10 protein-coding genes and 2 tRNA genes are annotated in these 12485 nt (G+C 65.5%); 8 read left to right on the forward strand and 4 right to left on the reverse strand.

What is annotated here, in order from left to right:
- Nucleotides 1-3: 3 nt before the first annotated feature.
- Both PSEMAI1_RS0102765 and PSEMAI1_RS0102770 read right to left on the reverse strand, forming a co-directional pair.
- Nucleotides 4-1095 carry an ABC transporter substrate-binding protein gene (locus PSEMAI1_RS0102765; protein ID WP_024301390.1) on the reverse strand — a complete coding sequence of 364 codons (1092 nt, stop codon included), beginning with the start codon at nucleotides 1093-1095 and terminating at the stop codon, nucleotides 4-6.
- A 2-nt stretch (nucleotides 1096-1097) separates the two neighbouring features.
- Complete coding sequence (locus tag PSEMAI1_RS0102770) at nucleotides 1098-1577, reverse strand: Lrp/AsnC family transcriptional regulator (RefSeq protein ID WP_024301391.1); 480 nt, start codon at nucleotides 1575-1577, stop codon at nucleotides 1098-1100.
- Nucleotides 1578-1748: 171 nt separating this feature from the next.
- Here PSEMAI1_RS0102770 and PSEMAI1_RS0102775 point away from each other — a divergent pair, with 171 nt between their 5' ends.
- The 7 genes from PSEMAI1_RS0102775 to PSEMAI1_RS0102805 all read left to right on the forward strand — a co-directional run bounded on the left by PSEMAI1_RS0102775 (nucleotide 1749) and on the right by PSEMAI1_RS0102805 (nucleotide 7173).
- Entirely contained in the window at nucleotides 1749-2534 is a 786-nt protein-coding gene (locus PSEMAI1_RS0102775) for a phenylalanine 4-monooxygenase (protein WP_024301392.1), read from the forward strand.
- Between the two features lie 66 nt (nucleotides 2535-2600).
- Nucleotides 2601-3683 (forward strand): 4-hydroxyphenylpyruvate dioxygenase, encoded by a 1083-nt coding sequence (gene hppD / locus PSEMAI1_RS0102780; RefSeq protein ID WP_036986175.1) that lies wholly within the window; start codon nucleotides 2601-2603, stop codon nucleotides 3681-3683.
- A gap of 198 nt (nucleotides 3684-3881) precedes the next feature.
- Entirely contained in the window at nucleotides 3882-5012 is a 1131-nt protein-coding gene (locus PSEMAI1_RS0102785) for a homogentisate 1,2-dioxygenase (protein WP_024301394.1), read from the forward strand.
- Nucleotides 5013-5206: 194 nt separating this feature from the next.
- Nucleotides 5207-6190, forward strand: a complete 984-nt coding sequence (locus tag PSEMAI1_RS0102790; RefSeq protein ID WP_024301395.1) for a fumarylacetoacetate hydrolase family protein — start codon at nucleotides 5207-5209, stop codon at nucleotides 6188-6190.
- Complete coding sequence (gene maiA, locus PSEMAI1_RS0102795; protein ID WP_024301396.1) at nucleotides 6183-6836, forward strand: maleylacetoacetate isomerase; 654 nt, start codon at nucleotides 6183-6185, stop codon at nucleotides 6834-6836. The genes PSEMAI1_RS0102790 and maiA overlap by 8 nt, the downstream gene beginning before the upstream one ends.
- A gap of 141 nt (nucleotides 6837-6977) precedes the next feature.
- Nucleotides 6978-7053 (forward strand) — tRNA-Phe (locus tag PSEMAI1_RS0102800).
- 44 nt (nucleotides 7054-7097) lie between these two features.
- Nucleotides 7098-7173: transfer RNA gene (locus PSEMAI1_RS0102805), tRNA-Phe, on the forward strand.
- A 123-nt stretch (nucleotides 7174-7296) separates the two neighbouring features.
- On the opposite strand, the gene PSEMAI1_RS0102810 is transcribed toward PSEMAI1_RS0102805, so the two are convergent.
- Entirely contained in the window at nucleotides 7297-8637 is a 1341-nt protein-coding gene (locus tag PSEMAI1_RS0102810; RefSeq protein WP_024301397.1) for a dicarboxylate/amino acid:cation symporter, read from the reverse strand.
- Between the two features lie 249 nt (nucleotides 8638-8886).
- The gene (locus PSEMAI1_RS22445; protein WP_024301398.1) at nucleotides 8887-11238 is read right to left on the reverse strand and encodes a THUMP domain-containing protein; all 2352 of its coding nucleotides are present in this window, start codon (nucleotides 11236-11238) and stop codon (nucleotides 8887-8889) included.
- Between the two features lie 159 nt (nucleotides 11239-11397).
- Between PSEMAI1_RS22445 and mutY the strand changes: the two genes are divergently transcribed.
- Nucleotides 11398-12438, forward strand: a complete 1041-nt coding sequence (gene mutY, locus PSEMAI1_RS0102820) for an A/G-specific adenine glycosylase (RefSeq protein ID WP_024301399.1) — start codon at nucleotides 11398-11400, stop codon at nucleotides 12436-12438.
- Nucleotides 12439-12485: the final 47 nt, after the last annotated feature.

The following is a 12485-nucleotide window of genomic DNA, read 5'->3' on the forward strand; positions in this document are numbered from 1 at the left end:
GGTTTACTCCAGCACCCGCTGGAAGCGGAAATCGTAATGCCGGAGCGTCGGGTTCAGCCGGCGCGAGAAGCGCCGGAAGCCGATGCCGTCGAAGTCGTTGCCGGCGAATTTATCGAGATAGCGTTGCGCCATGGCTGGGGTGATCAGGCCGAAGATCGGCTTCCTCAACTCCAGCCCCTCGGTGGCGAAGTCCTTGCCGTGGGCGTAGTCGTAGAGCATGACCAGTGCCCACGCCCCGGTCAGGAAGTGCCCGCCGCTGAGCGCGCTGATCTCGCCGTCGATGCGGGCGCGCATCACTTCCTGCGAGTTGTTGACGGTGGCGATCAGCACGTCGCGGCCGGGCTGCCGGCCGTATTCCTGCAGGCTCTGACGCACGCCGAACGCCATCAGGTCGTTGGCGGTCCAGATCAGCCGGGTGCGGGGATGGCGCGCCAACAGCCAGTTGGCTTGTTGGTAGGCTCGTTCGCGCTGCCACATGCCGTTGACCACCTGAACCAACCGCACCTGGGGGTAGGCGGCCAGCGCCTGTTGCGCGCCGCGCAGCCGCTCCACCGAGGCCGGGGTGGCGGGGTCGCCGGAAATCATCAGCAGTTCGGCCGGGGCGTTCAGCAGGCCGCGCTGGCGGGCGGCGGCAATCAGGGCCTCGAGCGAGTCGTATCCGGCCTGTTCGTTGTCCGGCGCCAGCGAACCCAGCCAGTAGCGCAGTTGCCGGCGCGGGCGGCCGATCTCGGCGCGCTGCTCGGGCGAGAGTTCGTTGTAGGCGAGCAGGGTGGGGAGGCGGGCAGCGTTGGCGAGCCGCAGCATGGCCGGAGCGACCAGCTTCTCGTTGACCACGATCAGGTAATCGGGCTTCTGCGAGCGCGCCGTGACCTGGCGCACCAGATCGATCATCTTCAGATGGTCGCGTTCGGCGTAGAGCACTTCCAGCTCGATGTCGAGATCACGCGCGGCGGCCTGCATGGCCTGGCTGGCGCTTAGCCAGTAGGGCTCGTCGTGCCGTCCCGGGTTGACGAAGGCCACGCTGAAGGCGAGGGTGGGCTGCGGCAGCAGCCAGCATATCAGCGGCAGCAGGACCCCGAACCAGCGACGGGGCACGCTCAGCCGCCCTTCAGATGCTCGAGTGGCAGGGCGGCGGTGCGCTTGAATTCCTTCAGCACGAAGCTCGACTTGACGTCCTGGATGCCGGGCTGCTGCAGCAGCTGGTCCATCACGAAGCGCGAGAAGTGCTCCATGTCCTCGAAGTAGACCTGCAGCAGGTAGTCCATCTCGCCGGTCATGGCGTAGCAATTGATGACCTCGGGCCAGCGTTGCACGGCTTCAATGAACAGGTCCAGGTTGCCGCGCTTCTCCAGCATGACGCGTACGAAGGCTTGCAGGCCCAGGCCGATGCGGGCTGGGTCGAGCAGTGCCACGTACTGGCGGATGACGCCGGATTCCTCCAGCTGCTTGAGGCGACGCAGGCAGGGCGACGGGGAGAGCGCGATGCGTTCGGCCAACTCGACGTTGCTCAGACGGCCGTTGAGCTGGAGTTCGGCAAGGATTCTCAGATCTGTCTTGTCTAGGGTGATGTCTGGCATTTTGTTCTCGTATTTTCGCTAAAGAGTAAAATTTTATTTTAGTTATTAGTAATTTTCGGGTTTCTTTGCAAGGAAATTGCGAAGCAAATTGCCTAAAATGAGCTTGGAAGCATGTTGCATTTTAACAGTGGCGTCAGACCGCTGCAGATTGTTTACCAAGGAGATAACGCCATGTACACCGCAGAAGCGGCGCGTGAGCGCGCGGACATGCAGTTGTCCGCCTTGCCGTCCGAACTGGACATTCACAAGGCGGCGGTGCCGGATTATACCGATATCGAGCACCATACCTGGGCCACGCTGCTGAGCAACCAGTGGGCGGTGCTGCCGGGCAGGGCCTGCAACGAATTCCTGGCGGGGCTGTCCCTGATCGACTTTCCCACGGAGCGCATCCCGCGCCTGGCCGACATCAGCGACCGCATCGAGGCCTCCACCGGCTGGCGCCTGACCCGGGTCGACGGCATCGTGCCGGACAAGGAGTTCTTCGAGTTGTTGGCGCAGCGCATCTTCCCGTCCACCGACTTCATCCGCAAGCCCGAGGAGATCGGCTATACCCCGGCGCCGGACATGTTCCACGACCTGCTGGGGCATGCGCCGCTGTTGTCCAACCCGCGTTTCGCCTCGTTCTTCGAGCGTTTCGGCCGAGCCGGTGTCAAGGCTTTCGAGAGCGAACATCCCGGCCGCGTCTGGCTGCCGCGCATCTACTGGTACACCGTCGAGTTCGGCCTGATCCGCAACCCGGAAGGCTTGCGCATCTACGGCGCCGGCATCCTGTCCTCGCCCAACGAGGTGCTCTACAGCCTGTCGGACAAGACGCGCAAGGTCGACTTCGACATCGGGCTGATCGCCGAGACTTCGTACGACATCTGGCACATGCAGGATCAGCTGTTCGTGATCGACAGTTTCGACCAATTGGAAAACGAATTCGCCCGCTGGACCGAACAGAACGGTCTGGCTTGAGGCTTTGGCAGTTCCCCCACCCACACAAGGACGGCCCCGGCAGAGGGCTCCGAGGAGAAACGATCAATGAAGATGGAAACCATGACCGGCAACCCGCTCGCTACCGACGGCTTCGAATTCGTCGAGTTCACCGCGCCGAAGGAAGAAGAGCTGGAACATCTGCGCCAGCTTTTCCTGTCGCTGGGGTTTACCGAAATCGCCCGCCATCGCAGCAAGAACGTGCGGCTGTTCCGCCAGGGCGACATCAACTTCATCTTGAACGGCGAGCGCAGCCAGCCTGCTAGCGAGTTCGGCAAGGTGCACGGCCCGTCGGCCTGCGCCATGGCTTGGCGCGTGAAGGACGCGGCCAAGGCCTACGAGTATGCGCTGGAGCACGGAGCCCTGCCGTATGAGCGCCCGATCGGCTGCATGGAGCTCAACATCCCGGCGGTCGGCGGTATCGGCGGTTCGGCGCTGTACTTCGTCGACCGCTACGGCGACGAACACAATATCTACGACGTCGATTTCGTGCCGCTGGAGGGAGTGGACCAGCACCCGGTCGGCGTCGGGCTCAAGGAGATCGACCACCTCACCCACAACGTGATGCGCGGCAACATGGACAAGTGGGCCGGCTTCTACGAGAGCATCGGCAATTTCAAGGAAATCCGCTACTTCGACATCGAGGGCAAGCTGACTGGACTGGTGTCGCGGGCGATGACGAGCCCGTGCGGCAAGATCCGCATCCCGATCAACGAGTCGTCCGACGACAAGAGCCAGATCGAGGAATTCCTGCGCGCCTATCACGGAGAGGGCATCCAGCACATCGCGCTGTCCACCGACGACATCTACCACACGGTGGAAACGCTGAAGGCCGCCGGCACGCGCTTCCTCGACACGCCGGACACCTACTACGACAAGGTCGACGAGCGCGTGCCGGGGCATGGCGAAGACCTCGAGCGGCTGCGCAAGAACCGCATCCTGGTCGACGGCGCGCCGGTGGAAGGCGCGGGCATCCTGCTGCAGATCTTCACCGAGACGGTGATCGGGCCGATCTTCTTCGAGATCATCCAGCGCAAGGGCAACGAGGGTTTCGGTGAGGGCAACTTCAAGGCCTTGTTCGAGTCGATCGAGGAAGACCAGATCAGGCGCGGCGTGTTGAAGGCCGACTGAGAACTTGTGAATAAATCTGCTGTGCCCCCCGGGGCCGGTCCTGTGATGCTCGCCGTACCACTTGTACGGCTGTGCTTCTCGAACCGGCCGCGGGGCGCTCGCAACGATTTCTTGCACAAGTCCTGAGCCGCCAATTGTTGTCTTTCGGCCAACTTTTAAGTTTGGCCGAAGCCTGCCAGACCACACAGGAATTGCATCATGCGCAAATGGATCAGCTTTCCTCACCGCGAGGGCACCGTCTCGCGCCAGGCCCACGCCGACTTGCCGGCCGAGGCCATCTACGAACGCGAAGTCGGCCGCAGTGGCTTCTTCGGTCCGGCCACTCACCTGCACCATAAGCACCCGCCCACTGCCTGGAGCGCCTGGGAGGGGCCGCTGCGTCCCCGTGCCTTCGACCTGAACGAACTGCCCAAGGTCGGCGCCATGCCGTTTTCCGCCGCCACCGTGCTGAAGAACGCCCACTGCGACTTCCGCATCTGGAGCGTCGACCAGGCCATGCCGGCGCTGTTCCGCAACGGCGACGGCGACGACGTGCTGTTCATCCACGAAGGCAGCGGCGAGCTGTTCTGCGATTACGGCCACCTGAGCTACCGCGACGGCGACTACATCCTGATCCCGCGCTCGACCAGCTGGCGCATCGAACCGGCCGAGCGCACCACGATGCTGCTGATCGAGGCCACCAACGGCGCCTACCAGTTGCCCGACAAGGGCCTGGTCGGGCCGCACGCCATCTTCGACGAGGCCATGCTCGACATGGCGCAGATCGACGACGCCTTCCGCGCCCAGCAGACCGAGGACGAATGGCAGGTGGTGATCAAGCGCCGCGGCGCGCTCTCCACCGTCACCTACCCGTTCAACCCGCTCGACGCCATCGGCTGGCACGGCAATCTCGCGGTGTGCCGCATCAACTGGCGCGACATCCGCCCGCTGATGTCGCACCGCTACCACCTGCCGCCGTCGGCGCACAGCACCTTCGTCGCCGAGCGTTTCGTGATCTGCACCTTCGTGCCGCGCCCGATCGAATCCGATCCCGGCGCGCTCAAGGTGCCGTTCTATCACAACAACGACGACTACGACGAAGTGATCTTCTACCACGCCGGGGACTTCTTCAGCCGCGACAACATCAAGCCCGGCATGCTGACCTTCCACCCGGCCGGCTTCACCCACGGCCCGCACCCGAAGGCGTTCGCCAAGGCGATGAGCGATCCGAAGACCTTCACCGACGAAGTGGCGGTGATGATCGATGCACGCGATGCGCTGGAGCAGGGCGAGGCCATGGCCGGGACGGAATGGACCGGCTATGTGGACAGCTGGAAACCCAAGGCCTGAGAATCGGCTTTCGACGCGCATGCCGTGCTCCGGCGCGGGGGCCCGCACCGGAGTGGCCTTGTGACAGGGCCTTCGGGCTCTGTGACCGGGCCTGCGGCCCTTGGCGGCTTTGCATTCCCGCCGGCCGAGCCGCCTGCGCCGCGCGTCGAGAACCGCGTCTCCGTCCGAACAACGAGCAAGACGAGAACCCACCGATGAAACTCGCCACCTACCAGAACTCCACCCGCGACGGCCAGCTGATGGTCGTCAGCCGCGACCTCACCCGCGCCGTCGCCGTCCCGCACATCGCCGCCAGCCTGCAGGCGGCGCTCGACGACTGGGACAAGATCGAACCGCAACTGCAGCAGGTCTACCAGGCGCTCAACCGCGGCGAGGCCGCCGGTGCGGAAGCCTTCGACCAGGCCCGCTGCCACAGCCCGCTGCCGCGCGCCTACCAATGGGCCGATGGCAGTGCCTACCTCAACCACGTCGAGCTGGTGCGCAAGGCGCGCGGCGCCACTGTGCCGGAGAGCTTCTATAGCGATCCGCTGATGTACCAGGGCGGCTCCGACAACTTCCTGCCGCCGCGCGCGGCGATTCCGCTACGCGACCCGGCCTGGGGACTGGACTTCGAAGGTGAGGTGGCGGTGATCACCGGCGACGTGACGCTGGGCGCCGGCGTCGAGGCCTGCGGCCGCGCCATCCGCCTGCTGATGCTGGTCAACGACGTCACACTGCGCAACCTGATCCCCAACGAGCTCGCCAAGGGCTTCGGCTTCTTCCAGAGCAAGCCCGCCACTGCTTTCTCGCCGGTGGCGGTCACGCCGGACGAACTGGGCGAAGCCTGGGAAGGCGGCAAGGTACATCTGCCGTTGCTGGTCGACTACAACGACGCCTTCTACGGCCGCCCCAACGCCGGTGTCGAGATGCAGTTCAGCTTCCCCGAGCTGGTGGCTCACGTCGCCAAGACCCGTGCGCTCGCCGCCGGCTCCATCGTCGGCTCCGGTACCGTGTCCAACCACGACCGCAGCGTCGGCAGCTGCTGCCTGGCCGAACAGCGCATGATCGAGATCATCGACAGCGGCGAGGCCCGCACGCCGTTCATGAAGGTGGGCGACAAGGTGCGCATCGAGATGAAGAACGCTGCCGGCGAAAGCCTGTTCGGTGCCATCGAGCAGACGGTGGTGGCGCATGACTGAGTCCCGCACCCTGTACGGCTACTTCCGCTCCAGCGCCGCCTACCGCGTGCGCATCGCGCTCAACCACAAGGGCCTGGACTATACCCAGGCCCCGGTGAGCCTGGTCAAGGGTGAGCAGCAGGCGCCCGACTACCTGGCGCTCAACCCGCAAGGGCTGGTGCCGGCGTTGTCCGACAATGGTGTGCTGCTCACCCAGTCGCTGGCGATCTGCGAATACCTCGACGAAGCCTATCCGGATACGCCGCGACTGCTGCCGGCCGAACCGGTGGCACGCGCCCGGGTGCGCGCCATCGCTCAGGCCATCGCCTGTGAAATCCACCCGCTCAACAACTTGCGCGTGCTGAACTACCTGAAGCAGGAGCTGGGCGTGGACGAGGAGGCGCGCAACGGCTGGTATCGCCATTGGGTGGAGCTGGGCTTTGCCGCGCTGGAACGGACCCTGGCGAACAGCGCCGGCCCGTATTGTTTCGGTGAGACGGTGACGCTGGCCGACGTCTGCCTGGTGCCGCAGCTGTTCAACGCCCGGCGTTTCTCGGTCGACCTCACGCCGTACCCGCGTCTGGTCGCCGTGGGCGAGGTGCTGGAGCGCCTGCCGGCCTTCGCCGCCGCCCACCCGTCGCGCCAGCCGGATGCGCCGCCGGCCTGAGCGGGGTAGGGTGGCAGGCGTTCGCGGGCCCTGCGTGGTCCGAAAGTCGTCTGTTTGCCTGTCAGTTTGCATTAGGGCTTGACGCCCTAGGCTGGATTCTGATTTAATGCGCATCTCTGACGACGCAGTGATGTCGCATGGGGCCAATTAGCTCAGTTGGTAGAGCAGCGGATTGAAAATCCGCGTGTCCTTGGTTCGATTCCGAGATTGGCCACCACTTGAATCTTTCGAGTGGTCATCGGCGACAGAATGCGTTTTCATGGCCAAGTAGCTCAGTTGGTAGAGCAGCGGATTGAAAATCCGCGTGTCGGTGGTTCGATTCCGCCCTTGGCCACCAGGTTTCACGAAAAGCCCGCTACTCCGGTAGCGGGCTTTTTGTTTGTGCGCCCGGCAGGGCGGGCGTACGACAACAAAAACCCCGTCGCGAGGACGGGGTTGTCGATTCTATAGCGCGCTAAACTCAGGCGTTGCCGGTCTTGCTGGTCAGCACCATGGTATCCAGTGCTTGCTCGGCTACCGCTTCCGGCTCGTCGGCTTCTTCCACGGTTTCGCCGTTCAGCACGCGGTTCATGCGTTCCACGTCGAGCGCATTCTCCCATTTGGCGACCACCACGGTGGCCACACCGTTGCCGATCAGGTTGGTGATGGCGCGCGCTTCGGACATGAAGCGGTCTACGCCCAAGAGCAGAGCCAGGCCTTCCACCGGCAGCTTGCCGCCCATGGTGGCGAGCGTCGCGGCCAGGGTGATGAAGCCACCGCCGGTCACCGCCGCCGCGCCCTTCGAGGTCAGCAGCAGCACGCCCAACAGGCCCAGTTCCTCGCCCAGCGTCAGGTCCACGTTCACCGCCTGGGCGATGAAGATGGCGGCCATGGTCAGGTAGATCGAGGTGCCGTCGAGGTTGAACGAGTAGCCGGTCGGAACCACCATGCCCACCACCGGCTTGGCGCAGCCGAGGTTTTCCAGCTTGGTCATCATGCGCGGCAGCGCCGATTCGGACGACGAGGTGCCGAGCACCAGGATCAGCTCTTCCTTGATGTAGGCGAGGAACTTCCACAGGCTGAAGCCGGACAGCTTGGCGATACCGCCCAGCACGACGAACACGAAGGCGGCGCAGGTCAGGTACACGCACAGCATCAGGTAGCTCAGCTGCTTGAGCGAGCCCACGCCGTACTTGCCGATGGTGAAGGCCATGGCACCGAAGGCGCCGATCGGGGCCAGCTTCATGATGATGCCGATGATGTGGAACATGGCGTGGGAGAATTCGTCCAGAATGCTTACCAGCGGCTTGCCCTTCTCGCCCATGGCCGACAGGGCCACTCCCATCAGCACCGAGAACAGCAGCACCTGCAGGATCTCGCCTTCGGCGAAGGCGGACACCACGCTGTGCGGGATGATGTTCATCAGGAAGTCGATGGTGCTCATCGACTTGGCGCCGTCGGCGTACTTGGCCACGGCGGCGGCGTCCAGCGTGGACGGGTCGATGTTGAGGCCGGCGCCCGGCTTGAGAACGTTGACCACCACCAGGCCGATCACCAGCGCCAGCGTGGTCACCACTTCAAAGTACAGCAGGGCCTTGCCGCCGACACGGCCGACTTCCTTCATGCTGCCCATCTTGGCGATGCCCACCACCACGGTGGTGAAGATGATCGGGGCGATCATCATCTTGATCAGCTTGATGAAGGCGTCGCCCAGCGGTTTCATCTTGGCACCGAGTTCCGGTGCCACGCCGCCCAGCGTGACGCCGATGGCGATCGCCAGCAGCACCTGGAAGTAAAGACGGGTGTAGAACGGTTTCTTCATGTCAATCCCTGTCGCTATCAACAATATCGTGTGTGAACGCCGTGGCCGGACCGCGGTAGGGCTGTGGCACGACTCGCGACGGATGCTAACAGCGACATTAGCGTTGGCTAATTGGCGAAATCCCTAACAAACCGGAATGGTCGTCATTCCTGATCGGAATTGTGCGAAGCGGGGGAGAGGGGCGTAGCGACAAAAACGAAGCCGCCATCGGCGGATGGCGGCTTGTCGGGGGGTAATGTGGCGTGAGGCTCAGCCGGCGTGCTCATCGCCCTTGTCACGGCGCGCGCTGCCGGCCACCAGCGGGATGGCGAACAGACGGCATTCCAGCGCGCCGTTGTAGAGCGGCACGCGGCGCTTCACCTCGAGGCGGATCAGCTTGGCCAGGCGCAGGTCGCCGGTGAAGAAGTGCGCGGTCCAGCCGGCGAAGTGCTGCTTGAGCCAGTCGCCCAGCTGCGGGTAGAGCGCGGCCAGCGCATCCTGCTCATCGAGGCGCACGCCGTACGGCGGGTTGCTGACGATCAGGCCGCTGTCGGCACTGGGGCGGACGTCGAGCACGTCGCAGGTCTTGAGCGCGACGACGTCGGCCAGACCCGCCGCCTGCAGGTTGCGGCGGGCGATGGCGGTCATCACGGCATCGCGGTCGGAACCGGCAATGGCAAGCGGCGCCAGCGGCTGTTCGGCCGAACGGGCCTCGGCCAGCAGCGCCTCCCAGGCCACTGAATCGAAGTCGCGCAGCTGCTGGAAGGCGAAGCGGCGGTGACGGCCCGGGGCGCGCTTGAGGGCGATGTCGGCAGCCTCGACCAGGAAGGTGCCGCTGCCGCACATCGGGTCGATCAGCGGCTGGCTGCCGTCGTAGCCGGCCAGCAGCAGGATGCCGGCGGCGAGGTTTTCGCGCAGCGGCGCCTCGCCGGTTTCCTCGCGCCAGCCGCGCTTGAACAGCGGCTCGCCGCTGGTGTCGAGGTAGATCCTGGCGGTGTCCGGAGTCAGGAACACCTGCACGCGCACGTCCGGCGTACGGGTGTCGACCGAAGGACGGCCGAGGCCGGACTGGCGGAAGCGGTCGCAGATGGCGTCCTTGACGGTCAGCGACACGAAGTCGAGGCTGCGCACCTGCGAGCCGACGCCGTCGGTCTTGAGCTTGATGGTACGGCTGACGTCGAAGAAGCGCGGCCAGTCCACCTGCAGCGCCAGGCGATTGACGTCGTGCTCGGAGGCGTAGCCGCCCTCGGCGACCAGCATCAGCACGCGGCTGGCGGTGCGGCTGTGCAGGTTGACGCGCATCATCAGCGTGGCATCGCCGCTGAAGCCGACCCCGCCGTCGGTCGGCTGGACGTGGCGCGCGCCCAGCGCACCCAGTTCCTCGGCCAGCACGCCTTCGAGGCCGCGCGGGCAAGGCGCGAACAGCGACAGCTGGACCTTGCGGCCGACGTTCAGCGGTGCGCTGGGGGCCGGCTGGCGCGGAGCGTCGTGGCGATGGCCACCGTGGAACGGTGCGCCGCGGCTGTCGCGCGGGGCTGGACGCGACTCGACGTCCTCGGCGCGCTTGATGAAGCTCGGTTTCCTGGCGCCGGTCGGGCTCGGGGTGAACGGCAGCGCGTCGTCTTCCGGACGACGCCCGCCTTCGTGGCGACGCGGCTGGTCGGAGCGGTCACGGCTGAAACGCGGCTGATCGCCGCCGTGGCGCTTGCCCGGCTTGGCGAACCCTTCGTCATCACGGCGTGAGGCGGGGCGGCGCTCCTGCCATTCTCCCTGCTGGCGGGGCGGTTGGCCGAAGCGCGGCTGGCCGCCAGTGTCGTGCTGCTCAGCCTTGCCGAAGGCGGCGCTGTCCTTGCGCGATTGGCCATAATGGCGCTTGTTGCGGTCGAAGGCCGGGCCTTGTTCCTGCCCCTCGTCATGTTGGCGTGGGGCTTGACCGAAGCGCGGTTTGTCGCCGAAGTGGCGGCGTTCCTGCTGGCCGAAACCTTCGCCCTCGCGGCGCGGGCTGGGACGGCGTTCCTGCCCCTCGCCCTGCTGGCGCGGCTGACCGAAGCGCGGCTTGTCGCCGAATTGGCGGCGCTCCTGCTGGCCGAAACCTTCACCTTCACGGCGTGGAGCCGGTCGACGCTCCTGCCCCTCGCCCTGTTGGCGCGGCTGGCCGAAGCGCGGCTTGTCGCCGAATTGGCGGCGCTCCTGCTGGCCGAAGCCTTCACCCTCCCGGCGCGGAGCCGGTCGACGCTCCTGTCCTTCACCTTGCTGGCGCGGCTGGCCGAAACGCGGTTTGTCGCCGAACTGGCGGCGTTCTTGCTGACTGAAACCTTCGCCCTCGCGGCGTGGAGCCGGTCGACGTTCCTGTCCCTCGCCTTGCTGGCGGGGTTGGCCGAAGCCACGGCTGCCTGGTTTGTTGAAGCCTTCACCCTCCCGGCGTGGTGGCTTGCCTTGGCCATGGGGGCGGCTGTCCGGCTTCCGGTCAAAATGACGGCGCTCATCCTGGCGCGGCGGCTTGCCGGTTGGCTGGCCTGCCGGGGCATCGTTACCGGGCGTTGAAGCGGCCTGGGCCTGGCGATCGCGGTGGGTCTGGTCGCGGCGCAGGTTGGCGCGTTGGCGGGAGCGGAAGCTAGACATGGTACATCTCGTGAAAATCAATCCCGTATTTTAAGCCAGTTCGTCCGGCGGCGCTTGGAATTCCCGCACACGTCCCCATGCTGGAAGAGGCATGGCGTCTTGGTCGCGCCAGTGCTTTGCAGTACCATGTCCGGTTCGTTTCTCAGCAGGAAAAGCAGCATGGAAAGCGCCTTCGCCGAGCGCCTGATCGAATGGCAGCAAACCCACGGACGGCACGGCCTGCCGTGGCAGGTGAGCGACCCCTACCGGGTGTGGCTGTCGGAAATCATGCTGCAGCAAACCCAGGTAAGCACGGTACTGGGCTATTACGCGCGTTTTCTCGCGCGCTTCCCCGACGTCGCCAGCCTCGCCGCCGCCCCGCTCGACGACGTGCTGGCCTTGTGGAGCGGGCTGGGCTACTACACCCGGGCACGGAATCTGCATAAGGCAGCGTGCATGGTGATGGGTGAGTTCGGCGGGCAATTCCCGCACGAGCGCAGCCAGATCGAACGGCTGCCCGGCATTGGCCGTTCCACCGCTGCAGCGATTGCTGCTTTCGCCTTCGGCCAGCGTGAGGCCATCCTCGATGGCAATGTCAAGCGCGTGCTGACTCGCTGTTTCGGAGTGGAGGGCTTTCCCGGCGAGAAGAAGGTCGAGCAGCAATTGTGGGCGCTGGCCGAATCGCTGCTGCCAAATCAAGGCATGACCGCCTATACCCAAGGCATGATGGATCTCGGCGCGACCGTCTGCACCCGCAGCAAGCCGGCCTGCACCATCTGCCCGATGGTCGACCGTTGCGTCGCCGCTCGCGACGGACGCTGCGCCGAACTGCCGACGCGCCGCCCCAAGAAGGCCGTGCCGACGCGATACACCGTGATGATGCTGGCAGTGCACCAGGACCGCGTCTGGCTCGAGCGCCGCCCGCCCAGCGGCATCTGGGGCGGGCTGCTGTCGCTACCGGAGTTCGACTCGCCCGAGGCGGTCGACGCATGGCGGCGCGAGCGCGGCGCCGGCGACCTGCTGCCGGTCTGGCCCGAACTGGAACACGTGTTTTCGCACTACCGGCTGATCATCACGCCGCAGCCGCTGCGCCTTGATGCATTGGACGGCCGGGTGGCGCGGGAAGAAAACGGTGGCTGGCTGCCGCTGGCCGAGGCCCCCGACGCCGGCGTGCCGGCCCCGGTGCGCCGGCTGCTGCAAAAATTGGCCGAAGAACGCTGAACCTTCGGTGTACCGATGTTGACGAAGAGGACGGCAGCGATGCCGTC

The organism is Pseudogulbenkiania sp. MAI-1, from assembly GCF_000527175.1.
Taxonomy (GTDB): domain Bacteria; phylum Pseudomonadota; class Gammaproteobacteria; order Burkholderiales; family Chromobacteriaceae; genus Pseudogulbenkiania.

Coding starts and splice junctions, on each gene's coding strand:
- PSEMAI1_RS0102770 (WP_024301391.1), bottom strand. CDS start 1,577: ATGCCAGACATCACCCTAGACAAGACAGATCTGAGAATCCTTGCCGAA.
- PSEMAI1_RS0102775 (WP_024301392.1), top strand. CDS start 1,749: ATGTACACCGCAGAAGCGGCGCGTGAGCGCGCGGACATGCAGTTGTCC.
- hppD (WP_036986175.1), top strand. CDS start 2,601: ATGAAGATGGAAACCATGACCGGCAACCCGCTCGCTACCGACGGCTTC.
- PSEMAI1_RS0102785 (WP_024301394.1), top strand. CDS start 3,882: ATGCGCAAATGGATCAGCTTTCCTCACCGCGAGGGCACCGTCTCGCGC.
- PSEMAI1_RS0102790 (WP_024301395.1), top strand. CDS start 5,207: ATGAAACTCGCCACCTACCAGAACTCCACCCGCGACGGCCAGCTGATG.
- maiA (WP_024301396.1), top strand. CDS start 6,183: ATGACTGAGTCCCGCACCCTGTACGGCTACTTCCGCTCCAGCGCCGCC.
- PSEMAI1_RS0102810 (WP_024301397.1), bottom strand. CDS start 8,637: ATGAAGAAACCGTTCTACACCCGTCTTTACTTCCAGGTGCTGCTGGCG.
- PSEMAI1_RS22445 (WP_024301398.1), bottom strand. CDS start 11,238: ATGTCTAGCTTCCGCTCCCGCCAACGCGCCAACCTGCGCCGCGACCAG.
- mutY (WP_024301399.1), top strand. CDS start 11,398: ATGGAAAGCGCCTTCGCCGAGCGCCTGATCGAATGGCAGCAAACCCAC.